Below are 24,180 nucleotides of genomic sequence, written 5' to 3'. Positions count from 1 at the left end.
ATTGAGTACTGAATAAAATTTTAGAAAGCGAAAGCTTTCTTTATTAAATAACTATATTGGTAAGGCCATCATACAATCAGATGATAAGGGAGGTTGATAGAAAAAGAAATGTGAGGATATGCTTTAAGTAAACGATGACATACCATAATCTTTTCTCAAACAATTGAATGGAGGGATGTTATGTCTGGAGGAATTCAAGGACCGTTTTCAAATGTTCTGCTTTCAGCAATTGTTGCATTTATACCGCTTTTGTGGCTTTTAATAAGCCTCGGTTGGTTTAAAATGAAGGCGTATATTGCGGCACTAATATCATTGGCATTGGCGATTTTGCTGAGTATAACTACATGGGGTATGCCTGTAAAATTTGCTTCACAATCGGTTTTAGAAGGTGTTGCAACGGGCTTATGGCCGATTGTGTGGGTAATTATTGCAGCAATATACACTTACAATGTAACAGTTGAGACAGGGTGTATGAATATCATCAATGAAACATTGGCTAAAATATCTCCTGATAGAAGGATACAGGCATTAATTCTCGCATTTTCCTTTGGTGGTTTTTTAGAGGCTGCAGCAGGTTTTGGTACAGCTGTTGCAATACCAGCAAGTTTATTGGCAGGTATTGGTTTTGATCCGTTATTTGCTGCGGTCATATGTCTTATTGCAAATACTGTACCCGTTGCCTTTGGCGGTATTGGAATACCTATAATAACGCTTTCACAGGTAACAGGTATTGAAGAGAGCCTGCTTACAACGTATACGGCATATCAGCTCATACCGTTTATAATTATTTTACCCATAGTTCTTGTTATAATAATGACGAAATCCTTTAAATATTTGAAAGAGGTTTTAGGTGCCTGCATAGTCAGTGGAATATCATTTGCACTATTTCAAACAGCCGTTGCAGTATTCGTAGGACCGGAAGTTGCAGCAATTGTTGGTTCATTGGCATCACTTTTGTCTATTATCATCTATGTTAAGATAAAACCAGTGAAAAAAATCTGGCTTTTCCCTGATGAAAAAGCAAGTGGCGAAATAGCCTCGACAAATGCAGTAAATGAACATGATAAAAGAATAAGCGGTAAGAAGCAGCTTATCGCCTGGACACCATATATTGTTTTGTTTGTCCTTATAATGGCAGTAAATCTTATACCCGATCTTAAATTCTTAGGAGATGTAGCAACAAAAGTACAAATATATTTTGGACCAAATGGAAAACCATCATCATTTCAGTGGATAACGACACCTGGTACTATTATGTTTATATCCGCAATAATCGGCGGATTTGTCCAAGGAAGCAGCATAAAGGGACTTTTAAAGATATTTGGAAAAACGATAAAACAGTTATTACCTACAATAGTCGTCGTTTCATCAATTGTTGCGATGGCAAAAGTCATGGGCTATAGTGGGATGATATCTGTTATCGCAGTAGCCTTAGCTGACACGACAGGAAAAGTATATCCATTCATATCACCGTTGATTGGTGCACTTGGGACATTTATAACAGGCAGTGATACATCTTCAAATATCCTTTTTGGCGCATTGCAAAAGCAAACGGCATTGCAGATACATGCTAATGCTGCATGGATTGCCGCTGCAAATACTGTTGGTGCATCGGCAGGGAAGATGATATCACCTCAGAGCATAGCTGTTGCTGCATCTGCAACAGGTTTAGTGGGTAAAGAAGGGCGTATTCTCAATTCGACATTGCTGTATTGTTTGGGATATGCCATTTTGCTAGGTGTTTTGATATTTGCAGTAGGTAATATGCTTTAACAGAAATTTAACAATATTAATAAAATAAAGACTTGCAAAAATATAGTACTTGATGTAAAATATAAATAAAGAAACTGGTCAGACCAGTTGAGCATGATTTAAAATGTGGAGAGGAGTGTAAACATGAAAATAGTTGTACCAATTAAACAGGTGCCTGAAACAAGCAATGTAAAAATGAATCCCGAGACAGGGACAATGGTAAGAGAAGGCGTTGAGAGCATTATAAATCCGCTTGACTTGTACGCTATAGAGACAGCTATAAGGTTAAAAGAAAAGTTTGGAGGGCAAGTAATCGTTATATCAATGGGGCCAGATAAAGCACTTGAGGCAATTAAAGAAGCAATTGCAATGGGATGCGACGATGGTATACTTCTATCAGACAGAAAATTCGCAGGATCAGATACTTGGGCAACATCATATGTTATTGCAAACGGCATTAAGCAGATAGGCGATTTTGACCTTGTGATTTGCGGTGAAAGGGCAACAGATGGAGATACTGCACAGGTAGGTCCCGGAATTGCATCTTTCTTAGACCTTCCATTATCAACATTTACAAGTGAAATATTATCACTAAATGATGGGAAAATCAAAGTTAGACGTCTTGTAGAAGGTGGCTATGAAGAGATAGAATTAGAACTTCCAGCAGCACTTACAGTTGTAAAAGAGATAAGCGATCCAAGACTTCCTACATTAAGAGGAAAACTTAAGGCAAAGAAAATGCAGATACCAGTATGGGGGCCACAAAATATTAATGCAGATGAAGAAAACCTCGGCCTTAAAGGGTCACCTACAAGGGTTGTAAAAATATTTACACCTAAGGTTACAAGGGAAGGCGAAAAAATAGTTGTAAAAGATGAGAAAACGTTAAACGAAGCAGTGGACAAAATCATGGACTACCTTATTAAGAAAGAGTTTATTTAGAAAACTTGATGAAAGGGTGAATAATAAATGGGTGAAGTTTGGACATTAGCAGAATTTAGGCACGGGGAACTTAGCAGTGTATCATATGAGCTTTTAAATAGAGGCAAAAATCTTTCACAGAAATTAGATACGGCATTAGCATCAGTTATTTTGGGTTATGACATCAAAAAAGAGGATATTGATGAACTTATTGCAAGAGGTGCAGATAAAGTTTACGTGGTAGATGACAAAAACCTTGAAAATTTTCTTGTTGAATCATATGCAAATGTTTTGATAGCACTACTTGACGAATATAAGCCGGACATTTTTATAGCAGCAGCGACAACAACAGGAAGAACCTTGATGCCATATGTTGCAGTAAGGAAGAAGACAGGTCTTACAGCTGATTGTACGGTTTTAGATATTGAGGAAGGAACAGGAAATTTGCTTCAGACAAGGCCGGCTATTGGTGGTAATATCTTAGCAACAATAAAGACACCTAATACGAGGCCGCAAATGGCAACTGTAAGACCCCACTCAATGAAGCCGGCAATACCCGACAAAAATCGCAACGGCGAGGTTATTTATAAAAAATACGATGAAAGCCTATTTAAAACAAAATCGAAATACTTGAGATTTATTAAAGATGAATCACAGCAAGTAACAGTACAGGATGCCAAGGTAATTGTTGCAGGCGGCAAAGGTGTAGGCAAGGAGGAAAATTTTGCAATAATTGATGAGCTTGCGGAACTTCTTGGAGGTGCTGTTGGTGCATCACGTGATGTTGTTGATAGAGGTTGGAAGACATATCCGCATCAGATTGGCTTAAGCGGCAAAACGGTTTCACCAGCCTTGTATATTGCAGCAGGCATTTCTGGAGCAGTCCAGCATATTGCAGGCATGCAGACATCAGAAAATATTATAGCAATAAATAAAGATCCCGATGCACAGATATTCCACCTTGCAAACCTTGGAATAGTTGGAGACTTGAATGAAGTATTACCGCTTTTGATAGAGAGAATAAAGGAATACAAGGCAAAGGAGGCTTCAGCAAATGTATAATAAAGTGACACCTGAAATCGTAGATGAACTGATTGAGATAGTAGGCAATAAAAATGTTATTTACAATAACTTCGATGCTATGGAGGCATACTCACACGACGAAGTAGCGGAGAAATCCTATGCACATATGCCGGATGTTGTCGTAAAACCATCGTCGGCAGAAGAAATTTCAAAGATAATGAAACTTGCGAATAAATACAAGATTCCAGTTACGCCGAGAGGTGCTGGCAGTGGTCTATCAGGTGGTGCAGTACCTGTTGAAGGCGGCATTGTTCTATCAGTCGAAAAGATGAACAAGATTCTTGAGATAGACAAAGATAATTTAATGGCGGTTGTAGAACCCGGTGTTGTTACTAATGAAATAAATAATGTAATTAAAGATGATGGACTTTTTTACGCTGGATATCCGATGAGTGTTGAGACATGCTATGTAGGCGGCAATGTTGCAGAAAATGCAGGCGGCGGAAGAGCTGTTAAATACGGCGTTACAGGAAGGTATATTTATGGACTTGAAGTTGTGACGCCGACAGGGGAGATTTTACACCTTGGTGGAAAACGTATGAAGGATGTTACAGGATATGACCTTATACATCTTATGGTAGGTTCTGAAGGAACACTTGGAATATTTACGAAGATATATATAAAATTAATGCCCCTTCCGCAGTCAAAGGTAGATTTATTGGTTCTTTTTAAAGATATAGATACGGCAATTAAGATAGTACCTAAAATAATGACATTTGGAAGGATTATACCGACATCAATCGAATTCATGGACGACCTTTCATTTAAGACTTCTTGTAAATACCTTAATGAAAAGATACCATTTGAAGAAGCAGGTGCTATGCTTCTCATTGAGCTTGACGGGAACAGCAAAGCAGAGCTGGAAGAACAGTATGAAGTAATAGGAAATCTTTGCATGGAAAATGGAGCAATTGAAGTATATATCGCAGATAATGCTACGACATCTGAGAGGATATGGAAGATTAGAAGAAATATTGCTGAAGCTTGGAAGCAGTATAGCCCTGACCAGAGCCTTGAAGACGTCGTCGTTCCAATATCAGAAATACCAAAATTTATGGAAAAGGTTAGGAAGATATCTGAAAAATATGATGTACCTATACCTTGTTACGGTCATGCTGGTGATGGCAATATTCATGCAACCCCTGTAAAAAATCCTAAATTCACAATGGAAGAATGGCTTGATATCTTGCACCACAAATTATTGCCGGAGCTCTACAAAGAAGTAATTAACTTAGGTGGCACAATAAGCGGTGAGCACGGTATTGGACACAAGAGAAGAGAGTTTATGTCTATGGCATTAGAGCCAGCACAAATCGAAGTTATGAGAGCTATTAAGAGAGCACTTGATCCAAATTATATATTGAACCCTGGTAAAGTTATATAGAATACTATTTTGGAGATGGTTCTATGGCAAATATAGAAATTCCTTATGGCAAAAGCAAATTAGCTTTTGATTTACCAGATGAGAGAATCCAGGGTATACTAAGGTCAAAGGCTGGAAGCTATAAGGTAAATATGTCAGAAGAAGATATAGTTAAGAGGGCATTAGAGAATCCAATAGGAACAAAAAGGCTTCAAGACCTTGCGGAAGGTAAGAAAAACATTGTAATCATAACAAGCGACCACACAAGGCCTGTACCGAGCAGGATTACATTACCATTGCTTCTCGATGAAATAAGAAAAAAGAACAAAAGTGCTAATGTAAAGATTTTAATTGCAACAGGATTTCACAGGGGAACGACATTGCAGGAAATGAAAGCAAAATTTGGAGAAGATCTCGTTGAAAATGAACAATTTGTAGTTCATGACTCGAGAAATAGTGAAAATATGGAATTGATAGGTACATTGCCATCAGGCGGCAAACTAGAAATAAATAAATTGGCAGTGGAAGCAGACTTGTTAGTTGCCGAAGGTTTTATAGAACCTCACTTTTTTGCGGGGTTCTCCGGTGGAAGAAAAAGTATCCTGCCAGGAATAGCCAGCGTTCAATGTATCTTGGCAAATCATTGCTCTGAGTTTATCAAAAATCCATATGCCAGAACAGGTGTTTTAGAAAATAATCCAATACACAGAGACATGATCTATGCTGCTAAAAAAGCAAACCTTGCATTTATCTTAAATGTCGTTATAGATTCAAGTCACAAGATAGTAAATGCTTTTGCCGGACATAGTGAAAAGGCACACTTAAAGGGGTGTGAATTTGTAAGCGAGATTGCAACGGTGAATGCAAAACCTGCAGACATTGTAATAACATCAAATGGCGGTTATCCACTTGATCAAAATATCTACCAGTCTGTAAAAGGTATGACGGCAGGTGAGGCTGCTTGTAAAGACGGCGGCGTGATAATCATTGCCGCCGAATGTGCTGATGGTCATGGAGGAGAAGGATTTTACAGATGGTTTAAAGAATCCAAAGACCCACAAGATGTGATGAATAAGATCCTTTCGAGAGGACGTGACGAGACGCTTCCGGATCAATGGGAAGCACAGATATTAGCCAGAATTCTAATAAATCATAAGGTCATAATGGTGACAGATAGCAAAAACTATGAATATGTAAAAGACATGTTTATGACACCAGCAAAGGATTTAGGTGAAGCGTTAAAAATTGCAGAAAGCATTGTTAACAATGATTCTAAGATAAATGTAATACCAGATGGAGTATCAGTTATTGTAAGGGAAAAATAAATACGCTGTCAATTTAAAATGACAGATAATTTTAAGGTTAATTTTTGTACTAACATTATTTCACAAATTCTTTAAAAATTCTGCCCTTATTATATTCATTGGTGGTTTGTAAGAGGTTTAAATTAAGCCTTTTACAAATCACTTAGCTTACTAATATAAATATTATTTTTCATTGAGTTACACATTAATAGTGTAATTTTGAGTATTAGTTGATTAAAAATTAACAAAAATTACTTGCATCTTGCGGTTAATAGGTATATAATAAATTTGAAATTGATAAAAACATAACAAATACCTGACTTGAAAGCAATTCATTTTAGCTTGTTATCTGGCTTTTTTGCTTGCTGATGGCTATAAAATTATGTAAAGGAGGATTTCAATGGATTTTAATAATGTTTTATTAAATAAGGATGATGGGATAGCTCTCATCATTATAAATCGTCCAAAGGCTTTAAATGCATTAAACTATGAGACACTAAAAGAGTTAGATAGTGTGCTTGATATAGTTGAAAATGATAAAGAGATAAAAGTTTTAATTATAACTGGCAGCGGTGAAAAAGCCTTCGTTGCAGGTGCTGATATAGCTGAGATGAGTAATATGACACCACTTGAAGCGAAGAAGTTCTCTCTTTATGGACAGAAAGTATTTAGGAAGATAGAAATGCTAAGTAAGCCTGTTATAGCAGCGGTAAATGGTTTTGCACTTGGTGGTGGATGCGAGCTTTCTATGGCATGTGACATACGTATTGCAAGTAAAAATGCAAAATTTGGTCAACCTGAAGTAGGACTTGGAATAATACCTGGCTTTTCAGGAACTCAAAGATTACCACGTCTTATAGGCACTTCTAAAGCTAAAGAGCTTATTTTCACAGGTGACATGATAAATTCTGATGAAGCATATAAAATAGGCCTTATATCTAAAGTTGTTGAACTATCTGATCTCATTGAAGAAGCAAAAAAACTCGCGAAAAAAATGATGTCAAAAAGTCAAATAGCAATTTCTCTAGCAAAGGAAGCAATAAATAAGGGAATGGAAACAGACTTAGATACAGGCAATACTATAGAAGCTGAGAAATTTTCCTTATGTTTTACAACAGATGATCAAAAAGAAGGTATGATTGCGTTTTCTGAAAAGAGGGCGCCTAAATTTGGCAAATAATATCAATTTTTGTTACAAAATTATCAATAAGGAGGCAATTTTATGGACTTTTCATTAACAAAGGAGCAAGAAATGGTAAGGCGTGTTGTGAGAGAATTCGCTGAAAAAGAAGTTGCTCCTAAAGCAAAAGAAATAGATATCACAGAAGAGTTTCCATGGGATACAGTAAGAAAAATGGCTCAAAACGATATGATGGGTATTCCTTATCCAGAAGAGTATGGTGGAGCAGGTGGAGATTACTTGAGTTATATCATAGCTGTTGAAGAGATATCAAGAGCTTGTGCTACGACTGGAGTAATTTTATCTGCTCATACTTCATTGGGAAGTTTTCCAATATATCAATGGGGAACAGAAGAACAAAAAAGAAAATATCTAGTGCCACTTGCAAAAGGTGAAAAATTGGGCGCTTTTGGCCTTACAGAACCTAACGCAGGTACAGATGCAGCTGGACAGCAGACAACTGCAGTATTAGATGGTGATCACTACGTATTAAACGGCTCAAAAATATTTATTACAAACGGAGGAAAAGCTGACATATATATAATCTTTGCAATGACAGACAAATCAAAAGGCACAAGAGGCATTAGTGCATTTATAGTTGAGAAAGATTTTCCGGGTTTTAGCATTGGCAAAATTGAAGAAAAAATGGGTATAAGAGCTTCATCAACTGCCGAACTTGTGTTTGAAGATTGTATTGTACCAAAAGAAAATTTACTTGGTAAAGAAGGAGAAGGTTTTAAAATTGCGATGGCTACACTAGATGGTGGAAGAATAGGAATAGCAGCGCAAGCCCTTGGAATAGCTCAGGCTGCTTTAGATGAAGAGATAAAATATGCAAAGGAAAGACAACAGTTTGGAAGACCAATTGGAAAATTTCAAGGCATTCAATGGTATATAGCTGATATGGCAACGAGAATAAATGCTTCAAGATGGCTTGTATACAATGCCGCTTGGAGAAAGCAGGTAGGTCTTCCGTACACAATGGAAGCAGCTATGGCAAAATTATATGCTTCCGAAACAGCAATGTTTGTAACGACAAAAACAGTTCAGATATTTGGCGGCTATGGCTTTACAAAAGATTATCCAGTGGAAAGATTTATGAGAGATGCAAAAATAACAGAAATTTATGAAGGCACATCGGAAGTCCAGAAAATGGTTATTTCCGGTAACCTATTGAAAATGTAAGGAGGGCACACTTATGAATATACTTGTTTTGATTAAGCAGGTTCCGGATACGAACGAAGTTAGAATTGATCCTGTAACAAAGACACTTATACGTGAAGGTGTTCCAAGCATTATTAATCCTGATGACAAAAATGCCTTAGAAGAAGCTATCAGGATAAGAGAAAAAGTCGGCGGAAAAGTAACTGTAATATCGATGGGACCAACACAAGCAGAAGTAGCATTACGTGAGGCTCTTGCTATGGGTGCTGATGAAGCATATCTTTTGACAGATAGAGCATTTGCAGGCGCAGACACTTATGCTACTGCAAAAGCACTATCAAAAGCAATTGAAAAGTTTCAGTACGACATTGTATTTTGCGGCAGACAGGCGATAGATGGCGATACTGCACAAGTTGGACCACAAATTGCAGAACAATTAGACATACCTCAGGTAACATATGTAAGGAAGGTAGAAATAGAAGGAGACAAACTCATAGTTGAAAGAGCTCTTGAAGATGGATATGAAATCATTGAAGTTAAGACGCCAGTCTTATTGACAGCTATTAAAGAACTTAATGTGCCTAGGTATCCTTCAATAAAAGGAATATTCAATGCTTACAATAAAAAAGAAGTTAAAATCTTAACTGCAGATGATTTAGAAGTTGATAAAAATGAACTTGGACTAAAAGGTTCACCAACTAAGGTTGTAGCAACGTCAACTCCAAATACTGAAAGAGCTGGAGAAATATTTACTGGCAATATAAAAGAAGCTGTTCAGAATCTAGTTGAAAGATTAAACAGCAGACATGTGATATAGGAGGCGCGATGGATGAACGATTATAAAGATATATGGATTTTTGCAGAACAAAGAAATGGAAAACTTATGAATGTTGCCATCGAGATATTAGGTGAGGCAAGAAAGCTTGCAGACAAGAAAGGCGTTAATGTTGGAGCTGTTTTAATAGGGCACAATGTAGAAAATCTTTCAAAAGATCTTATAAGTTTTGGCGCTGACATAGTTTATGTTGTAGACAATCCTCTTCTTTCAAATTACACAACCGAGGGCTATGCAAAGGCAATATCTGAGCTTGCAAAAGAGTATAAACCAGAAGTCATACTCTATGGAGCAACTTTTATAGGTCGTGATCTTGCACCGAGGATAGCATCTAGACTTATGACAGGGCTTACTGCAGATTGTACAGGGCTAGATATTGACGAAAATGGACTGCTACTGCAAACAAGGCCGGCATTTGGAGGAAACTTAATGGCAACAATAAAATGTCCAGACAAAAGACCACAGATGTCGACAGTAAGGCCTGGAGTCATGAAAAGAGCTATTAGAGATGATACAAGAGATGGAAAAGTAATTAAATTTGATGCTGATATTAATGAAAGTGATATAAGAACTAAGATATTGAGCATAGCAAAAGAAGCAAAAAATGTAGTGAACCTTGAAGAAGCTGACATTATCGTTTCAGGCGGACGTGGAATTGGAGGACCTGATGGATTTAACATCATAAAAGAACTTGCAGACGTACTGGGAGGCGTGGTTGGCGCATCTCGTGCAACAGTTGATGCTGGGTGGATAACATCAGACCATCAAGTTGGCCAGACAGGTAAGACAGTTAGACCAAAGCTGTACATTGCTTGCGGAATTAGTGGTGCAATACAGCATTTAGCAGGTATGAGCAACTCAGGTACTATTGTCGCAATAAATAAAAATCCTGACGCGCCGATTTTCAAATTTGCTGATTACGGCATAGTCGGGGATTTATTCAAAGTAATACCAGTATTAATAGAGGAAATCAAAAAGTTAAAATAAAGGCAGCTGATCAGTTTGACAGTTGACCTTAATAAAAATAAAAAGGAGTGTGTTTTTATGCAAAAGATTTGTGTAATAGGTGCTGGAACAATGGGCTCAGGCATCGCTCAAGTATTTGCACAAAATGGCTTTGAAGTAATTTTACGCGATATTGATATGAAGTTCGTAGAAAAAGGATTTGGCACAATTGAAAAAAATTTACAAAGAAATGTTGACAAAGGGAAAATTACAGCAGATGAGAAAAACGAAATTTTAAGCAGAATCAGAGGTACAACAAATTTGGAAGACGCAAAAGAAGCAGATTTTGTAGTTGAAGCGGCTATAGAAAATATGGATCTCAAGAAACAAATATTCAAAGAGCTAGATGAAATATGCAAAATGGAAACAATCCTTGCGTCAAATACATCATCACTATCCATAACAGAAATAGCAAGTGCGACAAAAAGACCTGAGAAAGTCATAGGAATGCATTTCTTCAACCCAGTTCCAGTAATGAAACTTGTTGAAGTCATAAAAGGATTAAAGACATCAGAGCAAACATTTAATGTCGTCAGAGAATTGGCTTTAAAAGTAGACAAAACACCTATAGAGGTCAAAGAAGCACCTGGATTTGTTGTAAATAGGATTTTAATCCCAATGATTAATGAAGCAATTGGAATACTTGCCGATGGTGTTGCAACTGCAGAAGACATAGATGAAGCTATGAAACTTGGTGCAAATCATCCAATAGGACCTTTGGCATTGTCTGATTTGATAGGCAATGACGTCGTTCTTGCTATAATGAATGTGCTTTATGAAGAGTACGGCGATTCGAAATACAGACCACATCCACTTCTAAAAAAGATGGTAAGAGGCGGATTGCTGGGTAGAAAAACTGGCAAAGGTTTCTTTGAATACAAATAATCTTTTAAGGAGGAGAATATCATGAAAGAAGTAGTTATTGCAAGTGGTGTAAGGACTGCTGTCGGGAAATTTGGTGGAACGCTTCTAAATGTACCTGCAGTAGATTTAGGTGCTGTAGTAATAAAAGAAGCATTAAAAAGAGCCAATGTGAAACCTGAAGATGTTAGTGAAGTGATAATGGGAAATGTATTGCAGGCAGGTCTTGGGCAGAACCCCGCAAGACAAGCTGAAATAAAAGCGGGCATACCAGTAGAAGTTCCGGCTATGACTGTAAACATGGTATGTGGATCAGGTCTTAGAGCTGTGACACTTGCTGCTCAGGCAGTTATGCTTGGTGATGCTGACATTGTTGTAGCCGGTGGAATGGAAAATATGTCAAGAGCACCATATATATTAAATGATGCTCGCTTTGGGTACAGGATGAACAATGGCCAGCTTGTAGATGAAATGGTATATGATGGTTTAACAGATGTTTTTAACCAATATCACATGGGAATCACTGCCGAAAATCTTGCTGAAAAATACGGCATATCAAGAGAAGAGCAGGATGAATTTGCATATAGAAGCCAAAAATTAGCGTCAGAAGCGATATCATCAGGAAGATTTGAGGATGAGATAGTTCCTGTGATTGTGCCGCAGAAAAAAGGTGAACCGATAGAATTTAAAGTTGATGAACATGTGAGACCTAATACGACAATTGAAGCACTTGCAAAATTAAAACCAGCATTCAAAAAAGATGGAACTGTAACTGCTGGAAATGCATCAGGAATTAACGATGCAGCTGCAGCAGTAGTTGTGATGTCAAAAGAAAAGGCTGATGAACTTGGAATAAAGCCATTAGCAACGATTAAATCATTTGGTTATGCAGGTGTTGACCCCAGCATCATGGGAATTGGTCCAGTATATGCTACGAGAAAGGCATTAGAAAAAGCTAATCTAACTGTAGATGATTTAGATTTAATTGAAGCAAATGAAGCATTTGCAGCACAATCACTGGCTGTTGCAAAAGAATTAAAATTTAATATGGACAGAGTGAATGTAAATGGTGGCGCAATTGCGATAGGTCATCCAATCGGCGCCAGCGGATGTAGAATTCTAGTGACGCTTTTATATGAGATGCAGAAGAGGAATTCGCATACTGGACTTGCAACATTGTGCATCGGCGGAGGAATGGGAATAGCAATGGTTGTCGAAAGATAGCACAATATATCTTTACCACATATGTAGCATATGTTACATATGTGGTTTTAACATTGTATATTTACTATTTAAAAATACGATTCTTGGGAGGCTTATCAATGAATTTTGAAGAAAGAATTAGATGCAATATAATTAAAAATAAAGTAATGTCGGCAGAAGAAGCAGCTTTATTGATAAAAGATGGTATGACAATAGGTACAAGTGGTTTTGTAACAGGTGGTCCTAAAGCTGTACCATTGGCAATTGCTGAAAGATATAAAAATGAAAAGATAAAGTTAAATCTTTATACAGGTGCTATAGTAGGTGATGAATTAGATGGTGCTTTCGCACGGGAAGGTTTAGTCAATAAAAGAATTCCGTATCAAACAAATAAAGACATGAGAAATGCTATAAATAATGGTTCAGTTAAATTTATTGATATGCATCTAAGTCATATGCCACAGCAAATAAGATATGGTTTTTTAGGAAAAATTGATATCGCCATTATTGAAGCAACTGCTATAACAGAAGATGGAGGCATTATTCCTACCATGTCTGTCGGTAATTCACCGACATTTGTAAATATGGCCGATAAAGTCATAGTAGAAATAAATACATCACAGCCTATTGAACTTGAAGGAATGCACGATATATACGAGCCAAAAGATCCACCATATAGAGAGCCGATACCAATATCGAAAGTTAGTGATAGGATAGGTGTTCCGTATATTCCATGCAATCCAGATAAAATAGCTGCAGTTGTATTTTCAGATATGAAAGATACAACGTTACAACTTACAAGTATAAATGAAACATCAAAAAAGATTTCAGATTATCTTATAGATTTTCTTCAAACTGAAATAAAACACGGAAGACTTCCTAAAACATTTCTTCCATTGCAGTCAGGTATTGGAAATGTAGCCAATGCTGTACTAGGCGGTTTTATTGAATTAAAATACAACAACTTGAATTTATATTCTGAAGTAATACAAGATGCTGTTCTCGATTTGATAGATGCTGATAAGGTAGAAAAAGTATCAGGAACTGCATTGACCCTTTCAGAAGAAGGACTTAAGAGATTTTATACCAATATAAATAAATATAAAGAAAAAATAATATTGCGTCCACAAGAGATCAGTAATAATCCTGAAATAATCAGAAGATTAGGAGTTATATCAATTAACACAGCAATAGAAGTGGATATATACGGTAATGTAAATTCTACACATATATTAGGCACAAAAATGATGAACGGCATAGGTGGTTCAGCAGATTTTACTAGAAATGCTTATATATCAATTTTTGCTACACCATCAACAGCAAAAGATGATAATATTTCATGCATAGTGCCGATGGTATCACATGTAGATCATACAGAGCATGATGTCATGGTGGTAGTAACTGAGCAAGGACTGGCTGATTTAAGAGGTTTAAGTCCGAAGGAAAGAGCTATAGCAATTATAAAAAATTGTGCACATCCCGACTATAAAGACGTTTTAATGGAGTATTATGAAAGAGCGATTAAAAAACATGGCGCTGTGCAAACACCGAATTTACTCGATGAAGCATTTTTATGGCATACAAGATATTCAAATACAGGTAGTATGAAAATATGATAAATTTATATTATTACCTGAAAATTATAGTTGTTAGTCTTCATTTCTAAATTAAAGTGAATTATATTTTTATAAAAGATTTTAAAAAACTTTTATCGTAAAAGCATAAAAGAGAGAGTCAACCAGTTTAATACGGATGAAGTTGATTTCCATGTAAGTCGTGACAAAAAATTGAATAATGATAAAAAATATAAAGAAGCTTAGAATAAGAAAATTACTGAACTATCTACGATAGATATTTGATTTCTTTATAAATATTTTTAACAAAAGGCTTGAAAGAAGTCTCCCATCCTCCATAGGTGGGAGATGAATTTCTATATTTTTGTAGGGAAGGTTCCTCCCGAAGTTACGCCTATGGAGATTGTGTAAGACCTGCTGTGAATAACAGTAGGCAACGGTCTATGAAGTAGGAAGCTCCATCCTATAGAGGATGGAGTAGGTTCACTTATTTTCTGCTTTATGAATATTAAAAATAAACCCCACCACTTGTGACAGAGTGTAGTCAGTATTGCTACCAATAGCAATGAAGGGGGGATTTTATGAGTAAAGCGGCAATTGTATCAATGCATGTAATCAGAAGATTGCCATCATATTATAGATGTTTAAAAGAATTACAAAAAAATAGTGTAAATAAGATATCTTCAAGTGAATTAAGTGAGAAGATTGGTGTTAGTGAATCACAAATTAGGCAGGATTTATATAATTATGGAAACTTCGGAAAGCAAGGTTATGGTTACGATGTTATAAAACTTTACAATGCATTAAAAAGAATACTAGGTCTTGATAAAACATACAATACAATTATAATTGGGGCAGGCAACTTAGGACAAGCTATTGCTAACTATACGGATTTTGAAGAAATTGGTTTTAATTTAAAAGGTATATTTGACATAAATCCAAGACTTTTTAAAATAAAAATAAGAGATGCAAAGATTATGGATATTAATATACTAGAGGATTTTTTAGCTACAAATAAAATAGATATAGCTATACTTTGCATTCCAAGAGACAATGCTCAGGTTATAGCAGATCGTCTGACAAAATGCGGAATCAAAGCTATATGGAATTTTTCACCTATTGATTTAAAAGTACCAGATGATGTAATACTTGAAAATGTCCAGCTAAGTGATAGCTTATTTACATTATCATATCGCTTAAATGAAGATGATTTATTTAAAAGGATTAAGAAAGAAAAATAATATTTTAATTTCAGCAAGTGCTGAATTATTGTTGAATTTTCTGTTATTCTTCTATTATTAGACATTTGCTCCACTTCTATGGTTGATAATGAGAAGTGAACATTTGTCTCTATTTTTTATAATGTTTTTTGCATACAAATTTATTATGGTAATTTGTACAAGTGAATTTTTCATCTATAGTATAGATATTAAATTTAATAAATTATTTATAAACGATATATAATTATGGTTTACAATATTGATGAAGAAAATGTACGATTATTTACAATCTAAAAATTTTAAAGGAGAGGTAAGTGTGAAATACTTAAAAAATTTTGTCCTACTGTCATTTCTTTGTATAACATTGCTAATCTTTAAATCAACCAATATATATGCACAGCCAAATATAAAAGTTTATATCGATGGACAAAAAATGAACTTTACACAGAATGCTGTTATTAAAAATGGCAGTACAATGGTGCCATATAGGGACATATTCGAAAAACTTGGTGCCAGAGTTGACTATGATGTAAGTAAACAGATTGTAACAGGTACAAGAGGCAAGGAAAGTGTCAAGCTTACTATAGGTGATACTAATGCATACATAAATGGAATCAAAAAGAGTCTTAATGAAGCACCATTTATAGTCAATGGAAGGACAATGGTACCATTAAGGTTTATATCCGAAGCACTTGGTGCGGATGTCAATTGGGATGAAAGTACTTATACTGTAAATATTTCTACAGCTCCATATAAGTGCTACATAGTTGGCTTTTATGCGGTTAGGTCATATCCACAATTTGAAAGGAGAGCCGATGATTTTAATGAAGCATCAACATATTGGTTTGATGTAAATCAAGATGGGAGTATAAAGCTATCATTGCCAGATGGGTATGAAGAAGTGAGAAAAATTGCTGATAAAAGCGGAACAAAACTTTCAGCTATGATAATGGGTGACAGAGCTATAGTAAGTTCTATATTAAGTGATAATGCAAAGCGTGTCAATCTTGAAAACAACATTATCGAAACTGCATTAAATTATAATTATGATGGGGTAAATATAGACTTTGAGGGATTAGAAGGTTCTGATAGAGATAATTTTACATTATTTTTAGAAGAATTGAAAGCAATGACAGATAAAAATAATTTAAAATTATTGGTCTCAGTACCTCCGATGACGACGTACACAACGTGGTATCAAGGATATGATTTTAAAGCTATTGGAAGCATATCTGACAGTGTCATACTTATGACGTATGACTACCGCAATTCATCAACAGACGCCGGTCCTATTGCGCCTTATTGGTGGGTAGATGAAGTAATAAATTATGCATTAAATAATGGTATACCGGCGGATAAAGCTTTGCTGGGAATTGATTTTTATGGGTATGATTGGATTGGTAATACAGAAGCTCAATCGCTTACATTAGACGAGGTAATAAATAAGCTTGGCGGTCAACCTTACAGATTTGATGAAGGTAGCTTGTCGCCAAATTATATATACAATAAAAATGGTGTAGAACATACAATATGGTTTGAAAACAGCGACAGCATAGATTTGAAACTAAAACTTGCAAGAATGTATAGACTTAAAGGTGTGGCTTTCTGGAGGATCGGCACAATTACAGAAAGTCAACTTCAAGGTTTTGATATATGGAATGTTATAAATAAAGATATAACAAAGATTCAATAAATTAATATATCTGTCATTTGAAAAAAATAAATAAAATGATTATAATTTTAGGGAAATAAAATTTAGGAGGAGATGCTAGCCGATGTTTAAATTTATGAATCACCTTAAGATCACAGTAACGATATTACTAGTTTTTGCAACTATTTTTACTGTTGCATTTGCAGATACAAGTCCAGGTACGCAGTACGTTACTTTCGGCCATGATCTTACCAAGGACCAAAGAGATCAGATTCTTAAAGATTTTAATGTTAGCAATATTAACAACACACATGTAGTAGAAGTCACAAATCAGGAGGAACACAAATACTTAGGCGATAGCTTGCCTGCAAATGTAATAGGGTCTAAGGCTATTTCATCATCATTAATTACATTTAAAGCAAAAGGTTCTGGTTTAAGTGTAACTACACATAATATAACATGGGTTACTGATGATATGTTTAAAAACGCTTTGATAACAGCAGGTGTAGAAGATGCAGACATTGAAGTTTCTGCACCGTATCCCGTGTCTGGAACGGCGGCACTCACTGGTATAATAAAGGCATTTGAAGATGCAACTGGAAAACCCATAAGCGATGATATCAAAAAGATTGCAAATGAAGAGATGGTAACTACTGGGCAGATTGGCGATAAGATTGGTGATAAAGAAAAGGCAGTTGAGCTTTTAAAAAGGCTTAAAGAAGAGATGTCTAAGCAGACAGGGAAACTTTCTGATGCAGAGCTTAAAAGCTTAATACAAAATACTGCAAATAGTCTAGGAATAACTTTAACGCAAGACGAAATAAGTAGCCTTGTTTCACTGCTTCGAAAATTACAAAATGCCAATATAAATTGGGATAAAGTCAAAAGCGGGCTTGACAATCTTACTACATCATTTAAAGACTTTGTAAATAAAAATCCTGAATCAAAATCCATAATAAAGGTAATTCTTCAGTTTTTTCAAAATATCATTAATAAACTTTTAAGCATGCTGTAAATTTTGATTAAAGTAAAATAAGGATGATGTCCATCCTTATTTTACTTTATAGCTTTGACTTTTCGATGGCTCTTATTCTATTTATAGTGCTGGGATGCGTATAAGAAAACCATTCTATAAATTTTGGTGGTTCAATGTCTGATAGGCTTTTTTCTGCAAGGTCAACTTGAAGCTTAATGACGATATCTTTATCGTTTAGATACTGTACCGACAGAAGATCGGCTTGCCTTTCCATTTGCCGAGAGATATAATTTTGAATTGGATTTGTATCAAAGTTAATCAAAAGTACGAATAGATAAAGTAAGGATATGACAAAATGTCCGAACTTGCTGCTGCGTGTTTGTGTTACACTAGTTTTTAATAAAATGTCAAATATAAAAAGCATTATGAAAATTCCTAACGAACCTATTAAAATGCTTTTTAAAACGTGATTTTCTTTCCAGTGAGCGGCTTCGTGGGCTATTACGGCTTTTATCTCATCTTGAGGGTATTTTTTTAATAATGTGTCATAAAGAACGATCCTGCTTGTACTGCCAAAACCATAGAAATATGCATTTGCAAGCGTAGTTCTCCTGCTGGCATCCATTTCTTCAACTCTGTCAATTTTTATTCCTGCGTTTTTTGATATATCATTTACCATATTTAAAATAGTAGGGTCAGTAACAGGTGTAAATTTATTAAACATAGGAGCGATAAATGATGGCCATATAAAATTTTGCAAAAATAGCATGGCTGTAAGAAAAATAGATGCTAATATCCACCAAGTTCTATGCCATTTGTTTATAGCAAAGAATAATAAAATTATTCCAATTCCAGATAGTATAGTATCGATGGCTGAGCTTTTTATATAATCCATCCACCAAGATTGAAGCGTTTGTACTGAGAACCCCCATTTCACCTGCAGCTTAAATGAATACAAACTGAAAGGCAATGATAAAACTTTTAAGATTGCCCACAGTACAATGAAGAACATGAAGATACCTACATAGTAATTTCCCCCACTAAGTCTTTCACACGTTTTTGAAAGTCGCAAAGCAAATCCTCCAAAGACGAACCATAATAGAAATATCAATTGGACTAGAAACGAAGTGATATTTATTATCCTACTTTCTTTGTGATATGGTATAGATTTTTCTACTGTGTAATGAGAAAAAAACTTGTAAACATCAGGTGAAACAGTGTTTGGTGATAATGTGTAATATAGGTATAATGAAGAAAATAACAATGCTATAAAAGTTAGCAAAAACCATATTTTATTAAACTTTACGCTCAATATTATCACATCCCTTCTTCAAAGATTACTGTGATTATATTATATTATATGCTTTATGGGAAATTAAATTATTTATTGCTTTATTTTGATTTTCCTATGCTATAATTATATTAGATTATTTTTAGAGGTGTAGAAATGAAGACATTATTGGTTGGACTAAATGCTAAATACTATCATACAAATTTGGCCATAAGAAATATCAAGTGGTACTGCCAGCCAATGGAGATAGATATATTAGAAATGACAATAAATGATGACACTGATTATGTATTATATGAAATATTAAAGAAGATGCCTGATGTGGTTGGCTTTTCATGCTATATATGGAATATAGAAAAGGTTTTAAAGCTATGTGAATATATAAAAAAAGTAAGAGAAGAAATAATCGTAGTTCTTGGAGGACCGGAAGTATCATACGATGCAGAGAACTTACTGAAAGCTAACTACATAGATTTTGTTGTCTTAGGCGAGGGCGAATTGGCTTTTAAAAAGCTTTTAGAAAGAATTTATAATAGTAGAAGTATGGATGATTTGGATGGCATAGCTTATAGGAAGAATGAAGAAATAATAGTTAAGATAAAAACTGATTATGTTAATTTGGATGATATTCCATTCCCTTACATAGATGAAGAAATTTCAGATAGGCTTGTATACTATGAGACGTCAAGGGGATGCCCTTTTAGATGTTCGTATTGCCTGTCATCGTTAGACAATAGGCTAAGATATGCAACCATTGAAAAAGTAAAAGCTGATTTAAGAACACTATCAAAAATGGGTGCAAAGATTGTAAAGCTTATTGACAGATCTTTTGACAGCAATATAAAGAGGGCGATAGAGATACTGAACATAATAAGAGAATTGAAAGGCGATACAGTATTTCACTGTGAAGTTAATCCTGAATTAATCAATAAAGAGTTTATAGACAGCTTAAAAGGCATAGAAGATAGAATTCAATTTGAAGTCGGCATTCAAACGACAAACAAAAGCACGCTTATAAAAGTATCTAGAAATCCAGACGTGGAGAGTGCGCTGAATGGTATAAAGCTTATTGTGGACGCCGGTATAAAGGTACATGTGGATTTGATTGCGGGACTGCCGGGCGATAGCTTTAAATCAGTTGCGAATTCATTTAATGATGTTTACAAATTAAATCCAGATGAGATTCAGTTAGGATTTTTAAAGCTTTTAAAAGGAACGGATTTAAGAAAAAATGCAGATAAATACTTTATAGAATTTAGATGTGATGCACCATATGAGGTTTTAAAGACAAGTACAATGTCGTATTATGAACTTCATGAATTAAAAAGTATAGCTTTTTTGGTAGATAAGTATTACAACTCTGGAAGGTTTAATAAAACATTGAATTTCTTATTAAGCTTTTATGATGAACCTTTTGACTTATATAAATCGATGTACGATTATTGGGAGAGTAACAATTTATTTAATAGAAGACATTCTTTAAATGATTTATTTGACATAATGTATAAGTTTGCTGTTTCTAAAAGAATAGATTCTATGTTGATAAAAGATTATCTAAGGTATGATTACATGTTCTCAACAAACAACAAAGCTTATCCTAACTGTTTAAAAGATTTGCATCAGAAAATACCTGACAATGTAAAATCGCTATTACACAATGATGAATGGTTGCAGCATAATTTGCCTTTGGCAAAAAATATGTCCAGCGCAGAGAAAGGCAAAAATATCTCAATAGGATTTTTTAAACATGATATTTTAGGAGAAAATGACAAAGGCGTATATATTGCTTTTTTGCATTGCAAAGACAAGACCTATTGTGCAAAAATTTATGATTAAGGAGATTGATATTATGCCTGAAACGCTAGTTATAGCACATCGGGGAGATTCCAAGAATGCACCGGAAAATACACTATCGTCATTCAAAAGAGCTGTTGAAATCGGTTCGGATGGCATTGAGCTTGATGTTCAGCTTAGCAAAGATGGTCATTTGGTTGTTATACATGATGAGAGAGTTGACAGAACTACTGATGGAATAGGATATGTCAAAGATTATACATTAAGTGAACTAAAAAGGTTAAGTGCGGGTATAAAGTTCAGCAAAAGATTTGCTGGTGAAAAAATTCTTACTTTACCAGAGGTTTTAGAACTTTTAAAAAATAAAGATGTCTTATTAAATATAGAGATAAAAAGTGGAATGATCTTATACCCGGGAATTGAAGAAAAATTAGTGAATTGTATATTTGATTACGATTTTGAGGATAGGGTGCTTATATCATCATTTAATCATTACAGTGTAAAGATTGTGAAAGAGATTGAGCCGAGGTTAAACATTGGTCTTTTATATGAATGCGGTCTTGTGGAGCCATGGCATATAGCAAATAGAATGCATGCTTATTCACTTCATCCTTTTTACTTTAATATAATACCTGAGGTTGTGAAGGGTTGCAAATCAAATAATGTTAAACTATTTCCTTGGACAGTTGATAGTGTAGAGTCAATGGAGAAAATGTTAAGATTTGGTGTTGATGGAATCATTACAAATGATCCACAACAGCTTCTAAACTTAAAGAAAAAGATAAATTAGTTTTTCATGACAGGAGGATACTAAATGAAGCCCAACAAGTGGATGAAAGATATGACATTTAAAGAAAAAGTAGAATACATATGGGATTATTATAAGATACACATAATTGTTGGTGTTGTTGTAATTGCGATAATAGCATCATTTGTCAATTCAATTATAAATAACAAAGATTATGTATTTGATTTTTCATTAATAGGCACGTCAATAAACTTTGATAAAGAGATGAGTTTCCAAAGTACTGTTACTAGGGAGTTGCTAGGTACAGATAAAGGCAAGAAACAAGCATTGGTTGAATTTTATATGTTAACAAAGGGTAGTGATGGAAAATATAAACTTGATCCAACATCTGTACAGAAACTTATGGTAAAAATATCTGCACAAGAAGTAAATATCATAGCCCTTGACAAAGACAATTTTAATGCATTAGCAAAACAGGGTGCATTTATGAATCTTGATTCTATAAAAGAACTTGATTTAAGCGATTTTAAAACAGAAAGGTTGCCTTCTTCAAAGGATGTTAAAGCAGGTACGTACGGAATTGATTTAAATAAGAAAAACAAGTATCTTGACGAGATAGGATATGATTACCACGACAAAGTTATAGCGATTGTGTCTAATTCACAGAATAAGGATTTATCAATTAAATTCCTTAAATGGATTCTTGATATGAAGTAGTTTTTCATGTATACTATGATTGTGATTTTCAAAACTTGCTTATGGTGAATTTTGACGAGGTGATAATGTGAAAGAAAAAATAAAGCTTCTAAAGGGAGATATAACAGAGCAAGAAGTTGATGCAATTGTAAATGCCGCAAATTCTGGACTTCTAGGTGGTGGTGGGGTTGATGGCGCTATACATAGAGCAGGTGGAAAAGTAATAGAGGAAGAGTGTAAAGAAATCAGAAATAGAGAAGGAGGATGTCCTACAGGAAAAGCAGTAATAACGCATGGCGGTAATCTAAAAGCAAGCTACGTAATACATGCGGTTGGTCCTATATGGAAAGATGGAAATAGTGACGAAGACAACTTATTAGCAAGTGCATACATAGAGAGTTTGAAGATAGCAGACAAGCATAATTTAAAGACGATAGCATTTCCGTCTATTAGCACTGGAGCTTATGGTTTTCCAGTTGATAGAGCTGCAAAAATAGCACTAAGGGCTGTATCAAATTATCTTGATAAAAGTGACATAAAAGAAGTGAGATTTGTATTATTTAGTGACTACGATTATGATGTTTATTCAAAGGCGTATGATGAATTATAGATAAAGTAAAAAGCAGACCAAATATTGGCCTGCTGATAAATAAATTTTTATTATTTAACTATTTTCGTTAGGACAAGCCCTATCATTATTATTCCAACAATCAATCTGTAATAAGCAAAAGGTCTTAATGGATGGCTTTTAAGATAAGAAAGAAACTTATCAACGACTATCAGTGCGACTATAAATGACATTATAAAACCTACTGCCAATGCTTCCCACTCTAACGCAGTCATTGAAGCTATTCCTTTATGAAGGGAGACGACTGTTGCACCAAGCATAGTTGGTATTGCCAGGAAGAAAGAAAATTCAGCGGCTGCTTTTACAGATAGACCGACCATCATCCCTCCCATTATTGTGGAGGCAGATCTAGACATACCTGGGAAAAGCGACATGCACTGTGCAACACCAATCCAAAAAGATTTTTTGGTGCTTACTTTGTCCATGTCATCAATTTTATAATTAGAAAAGGCATTTTCAACAATCAACATCATTATTGCACCTATGATCAGTGCTATTGATACGGTAAATGATGAGAATAAGTGTTTGTCAATATAGTCATTCAGCAGCAACCCTAAGATTGCGGATGGTATAAAAGCGACGACAATCTTAAACCATAATCTAAATCCCCATTTGTTTGGAGCTAGATTTTTAAGAGAATCCCAAATCTTTTCTCTGTAATAATAGACGATAGCCAGAATAGCGCCAAGCTGTATGACTACTTCAAACATTGTGGCATATGCACCTTTAAAATTTAATAAGTCACCTACTATTATGAGGTGTCCTGTCGATGAAACAGGCAAAAATTCAGTTAAACCTTCTACAATACCAAGTATAAATGCTTTAACCAAAAGAATCATAAAATACCGACTCCTTACCATTAATATGTTAAACACTATTTAATTTTATATTATTATCAATTATAATTCAACACATTGTTGTATGTTCTAAT

21 protein-coding genes are annotated in these 24,180 nt (G+C 34.9%); 19 read left to right on the top strand and 2 right to left on the bottom strand.

What is annotated here, in order from left to right:
- The first annotated feature begins 180 nt into the window (after positions 1-180).
- The 15 genes from TTHE_RS08280 to TTHE_RS08210 all read left to right on the top strand — a co-directional run bounded on the left by TTHE_RS08280 (position 181) and on the right by TTHE_RS08210 (position 18,131).
- On the top strand, positions 181-1,773 hold the full coding sequence (locus TTHE_RS08280; RefSeq protein WP_013298142.1) for an L-lactate permease: 1,593 nt from the start codon (positions 181-183) through the stop codon (positions 1,771-1,773).
- A 123-nt stretch (positions 1,774-1,896) separates the two neighbouring features.
- Positions 1,897-2,694, top strand: a complete 798-nt coding sequence (locus TTHE_RS08275) for an electron transfer flavoprotein subunit beta/FixA family protein (protein ID WP_013298141.1) — start codon at positions 1,897-1,899, stop codon at positions 2,692-2,694.
- Between the two features lie 27 nt (positions 2,695-2,721).
- A complete protein-coding gene (locus TTHE_RS08270) occupies positions 2,722-3,735 on the top strand; it encodes an electron transfer flavoprotein subunit alpha/FixB family protein (protein WP_013298140.1) in 1,014 nt (337 codons plus the stop codon).
- The gene (locus TTHE_RS08265; protein ID WP_013298139.1) at positions 3,728-5,140 is read left to right on the top strand and encodes an FAD-binding oxidoreductase; all 1,413 of its coding nucleotides are present in this window, start codon (positions 3,728-3,730) and stop codon (positions 5,138-5,140) included. Before TTHE_RS08270 ends, TTHE_RS08265 begins: the two co-directional genes overlap by 8 nt.
- Before the next feature lie 23 nt (positions 5,141-5,163).
- Positions 5,164-6,444: a nickel-dependent lactate racemase gene (larA, locus tag TTHE_RS08260; protein ID WP_013298138.1), complete on the top strand. Its 1,281-nt coding sequence runs from the start codon at positions 5,164-5,166 to the stop codon at positions 6,442-6,444.
- Between the two features lie 379 nt (positions 6,445-6,823).
- Entirely contained in the window at positions 6,824-7,603 is a 780-nt protein-coding gene (locus TTHE_RS08255) for a short-chain-enoyl-CoA hydratase (RefSeq protein WP_013298137.1), read from the top strand.
- 42 nt (positions 7,604-7,645) lie between these two features.
- Positions 7,646-8,788, top strand: a complete 1,143-nt coding sequence (locus TTHE_RS08250; protein WP_013298136.1) for an acyl-CoA dehydrogenase — start codon at positions 7,646-7,648, stop codon at positions 8,786-8,788.
- Positions 8,789-8,801: 13 nt separating this feature from the next.
- Positions 8,802-9,584, top strand: coding sequence for an electron transfer flavoprotein subunit beta/FixA family protein (locus TTHE_RS08245; RefSeq protein WP_013298135.1), 783 nt, complete (start codon positions 8,802-8,804; stop codon positions 9,582-9,584).
- A gap of 12 nt (positions 9,585-9,596) precedes the next feature.
- Positions 9,597-10,589: an electron transfer flavoprotein subunit alpha/FixB family protein gene (locus TTHE_RS08240; protein WP_013298134.1), complete on the top strand. Its 993-nt coding sequence runs from the start codon at positions 9,597-9,599 to the stop codon at positions 10,587-10,589.
- A 57-nt stretch (positions 10,590-10,646) separates the two neighbouring features.
- On the top strand, positions 10,647-11,492 hold the full coding sequence (locus TTHE_RS08235) for a 3-hydroxybutyryl-CoA dehydrogenase (RefSeq protein WP_013298133.1): 846 nt from the start codon (positions 10,647-10,649) through the stop codon (positions 11,490-11,492).
- Between the two features lie 21 nt (positions 11,493-11,513).
- Positions 11,514-12,692, top strand: coding sequence for an acetyl-CoA C-acetyltransferase (locus TTHE_RS08230; protein ID WP_013298132.1), 1,179 nt, complete (start codon positions 11,514-11,516; stop codon positions 12,690-12,692).
- 98 nt (positions 12,693-12,790) lie between these two features.
- Complete coding sequence (locus tag TTHE_RS08225; protein WP_013298131.1) at positions 12,791-14,287, top strand: acetyl-CoA hydrolase/transferase family protein; 1,497 nt, start codon at positions 12,791-12,793, stop codon at positions 14,285-14,287.
- Positions 14,288-14,826: 539 nt separating this feature from the next.
- Positions 14,827-15,486, top strand: a complete 660-nt coding sequence (locus TTHE_RS08220) for a redox-sensing transcriptional repressor Rex (protein WP_013298130.1) — start codon at positions 14,827-14,829, stop codon at positions 15,484-15,486.
- Positions 15,487-15,781: 295 nt separating this feature from the next.
- Positions 15,782-17,158: a glycosyl hydrolase family 18 protein gene (locus tag TTHE_RS08215; protein ID WP_013298129.1), complete on the top strand. Its 1,377-nt coding sequence runs from the start codon at positions 15,782-15,784 to the stop codon at positions 17,156-17,158.
- An 82-nt stretch (positions 17,159-17,240) separates the two neighbouring features.
- Positions 17,241-18,131, top strand: a complete 891-nt coding sequence (locus TTHE_RS08210; RefSeq protein WP_013298128.1) for a DUF1002 domain-containing protein — start codon at positions 17,241-17,243, stop codon at positions 18,129-18,131.
- A 46-nt stretch (positions 18,132-18,177) separates the two neighbouring features.
- On the opposite strand, the gene TTHE_RS08205 is transcribed toward TTHE_RS08210, so the two are convergent.
- Positions 18,178-19,404 (bottom strand): M48 family metallopeptidase, encoded by a 1,227-nt coding sequence (locus TTHE_RS08205; RefSeq protein ID WP_013298127.1) that lies wholly within the window; start codon positions 19,402-19,404, stop codon positions 18,178-18,180.
- A 135-nt stretch (positions 19,405-19,539) separates the two neighbouring features.
- Here TTHE_RS08205 and TTHE_RS08200 point away from each other — a divergent pair, with 135 nt between their 5' ends.
- The 4 genes from TTHE_RS08200 to TTHE_RS08185 all read left to right on the top strand — a co-directional run bounded on the left by TTHE_RS08200 (position 19,540) and on the right by TTHE_RS08185 (position 23,231).
- Positions 19,540-21,219, top strand: coding sequence for a B12-binding domain-containing radical SAM protein (locus TTHE_RS08200; protein ID WP_013298126.1), 1,680 nt, complete (start codon positions 19,540-19,542; stop codon positions 21,217-21,219).
- A 13-nt stretch (positions 21,220-21,232) separates the two neighbouring features.
- A complete protein-coding gene (locus tag TTHE_RS08195; protein ID WP_013298125.1) occupies positions 21,233-21,967 on the top strand; it encodes a glycerophosphodiester phosphodiesterase in 735 nt (244 codons plus the stop codon).
- A gap of 24 nt (positions 21,968-21,991) precedes the next feature.
- On the top strand, positions 21,992-22,642 hold the full coding sequence (locus tag TTHE_RS08190; protein WP_013298124.1) for a hypothetical protein: 651 nt from the start codon (positions 21,992-21,994) through the stop codon (positions 22,640-22,642).
- A 67-nt stretch (positions 22,643-22,709) separates the two neighbouring features.
- Positions 22,710-23,231 (top strand): O-acetyl-ADP-ribose deacetylase, encoded by a 522-nt coding sequence (locus TTHE_RS08185; RefSeq protein WP_013298123.1) that lies wholly within the window; start codon positions 22,710-22,712, stop codon positions 23,229-23,231.
- Between the two features lie 50 nt (positions 23,232-23,281).
- Here TTHE_RS08185 and TTHE_RS08180 read toward each other — a convergent pair whose 3' ends face one another.
- Entirely contained in the window at positions 23,282-24,088 is an 807-nt protein-coding gene (locus TTHE_RS08180) for an undecaprenyl-diphosphate phosphatase (RefSeq protein ID WP_013298122.1), read from the bottom strand.
- Between the last annotated feature and the right edge of the window lie 92 nt (positions 24,089-24,180).

This window comes from Thermoanaerobacterium thermosaccharolyticum DSM 571, from assembly GCF_000145615.1.
In the GTDB taxonomy this organism is placed as follows: Bacteria; Bacillota; Thermoanaerobacteria; order Thermoanaerobacterales; family Thermoanaerobacteraceae; genus Thermoanaerobacterium; species Thermoanaerobacterium thermosaccharolyticum.
The sequence above is the reverse complement of the archived record's forward strand: the minus strand, read 5'-3'. Positions and strand labels throughout refer to the sequence as shown.

What these genes read in the sequence shown, in the direction of transcription:
- TTHE_RS08180 (WP_013298122.1), bottom strand. Translation starts at nt 24,088, where the DNA reads ATGATTCTTTTGGTTAAAGCATTTATACTTGGTATTGTAGAAGGTTTA.
- TTHE_RS08200 (WP_013298126.1), top strand. Translation starts at nt 19,540, where the DNA reads ATGAAGACATTATTGGTTGGACTAAATGCTAAATACTATCATACAAAT.
- TTHE_RS08250 (WP_013298136.1), top strand. Translation starts at nt 7,646, where the DNA reads ATGGACTTTTCATTAACAAAGGAGCAAGAAATGGTAAGGCGTGTTGTG.
- TTHE_RS08245 (WP_013298135.1), top strand. Translation starts at nt 8,802, where the DNA reads ATGAATATACTTGTTTTGATTAAGCAGGTTCCGGATACGAACGAAGTT.
- TTHE_RS08230 (WP_013298132.1), top strand. Translation starts at nt 11,514, where the DNA reads ATGAAAGAAGTAGTTATTGCAAGTGGTGTAAGGACTGCTGTCGGGAAA.
- TTHE_RS08265 (WP_013298139.1), top strand. Translation starts at nt 3,728, where the DNA reads ATGTATAATAAAGTGACACCTGAAATCGTAGATGAACTGATTGAGATA.
- TTHE_RS08190 (WP_013298124.1), top strand. Translation starts at nt 21,992, where the DNA reads ATGAAGCCCAACAAGTGGATGAAAGATATGACATTTAAAGAAAAAGTA.
- larA (WP_013298138.1), top strand. Translation starts at nt 5,164, where the DNA reads ATGGCAAATATAGAAATTCCTTATGGCAAAAGCAAATTAGCTTTTGAT.
- TTHE_RS08275 (WP_013298141.1), top strand. Translation starts at nt 1,897, where the DNA reads ATGAAAATAGTTGTACCAATTAAACAGGTGCCTGAAACAAGCAATGTA.
- TTHE_RS08210 (WP_013298128.1), top strand. Translation starts at nt 17,241, where the DNA reads ATGTTTAAATTTATGAATCACCTTAAGATCACAGTAACGATATTACTA.
- TTHE_RS08235 (WP_013298133.1), top strand. Translation starts at nt 10,647, where the DNA reads ATGCAAAAGATTTGTGTAATAGGTGCTGGAACAATGGGCTCAGGCATC.
- TTHE_RS08280 (WP_013298142.1), top strand. Translation starts at nt 181, where the DNA reads ATGTCTGGAGGAATTCAAGGACCGTTTTCAAATGTTCTGCTTTCAGCA.
- TTHE_RS08270 (WP_013298140.1), top strand. Translation starts at nt 2,722, where the DNA reads ATGGGTGAAGTTTGGACATTAGCAGAATTTAGGCACGGGGAACTTAGC.
- TTHE_RS08225 (WP_013298131.1), top strand. Translation starts at nt 12,791, where the DNA reads ATGAATTTTGAAGAAAGAATTAGATGCAATATAATTAAAAATAAAGTA.
- TTHE_RS08240 (WP_013298134.1), top strand. Translation starts at nt 9,597, where the DNA reads ATGAACGATTATAAAGATATATGGATTTTTGCAGAACAAAGAAATGGA.
- TTHE_RS08255 (WP_013298137.1), top strand. Translation starts at nt 6,824, where the DNA reads ATGGATTTTAATAATGTTTTATTAAATAAGGATGATGGGATAGCTCTC.
- TTHE_RS08220 (WP_013298130.1), top strand. Translation starts at nt 14,827, where the DNA reads ATGAGTAAAGCGGCAATTGTATCAATGCATGTAATCAGAAGATTGCCA.
- TTHE_RS08195 (WP_013298125.1), top strand. Translation starts at nt 21,233, where the DNA reads ATGCCTGAAACGCTAGTTATAGCACATCGGGGAGATTCCAAGAATGCA.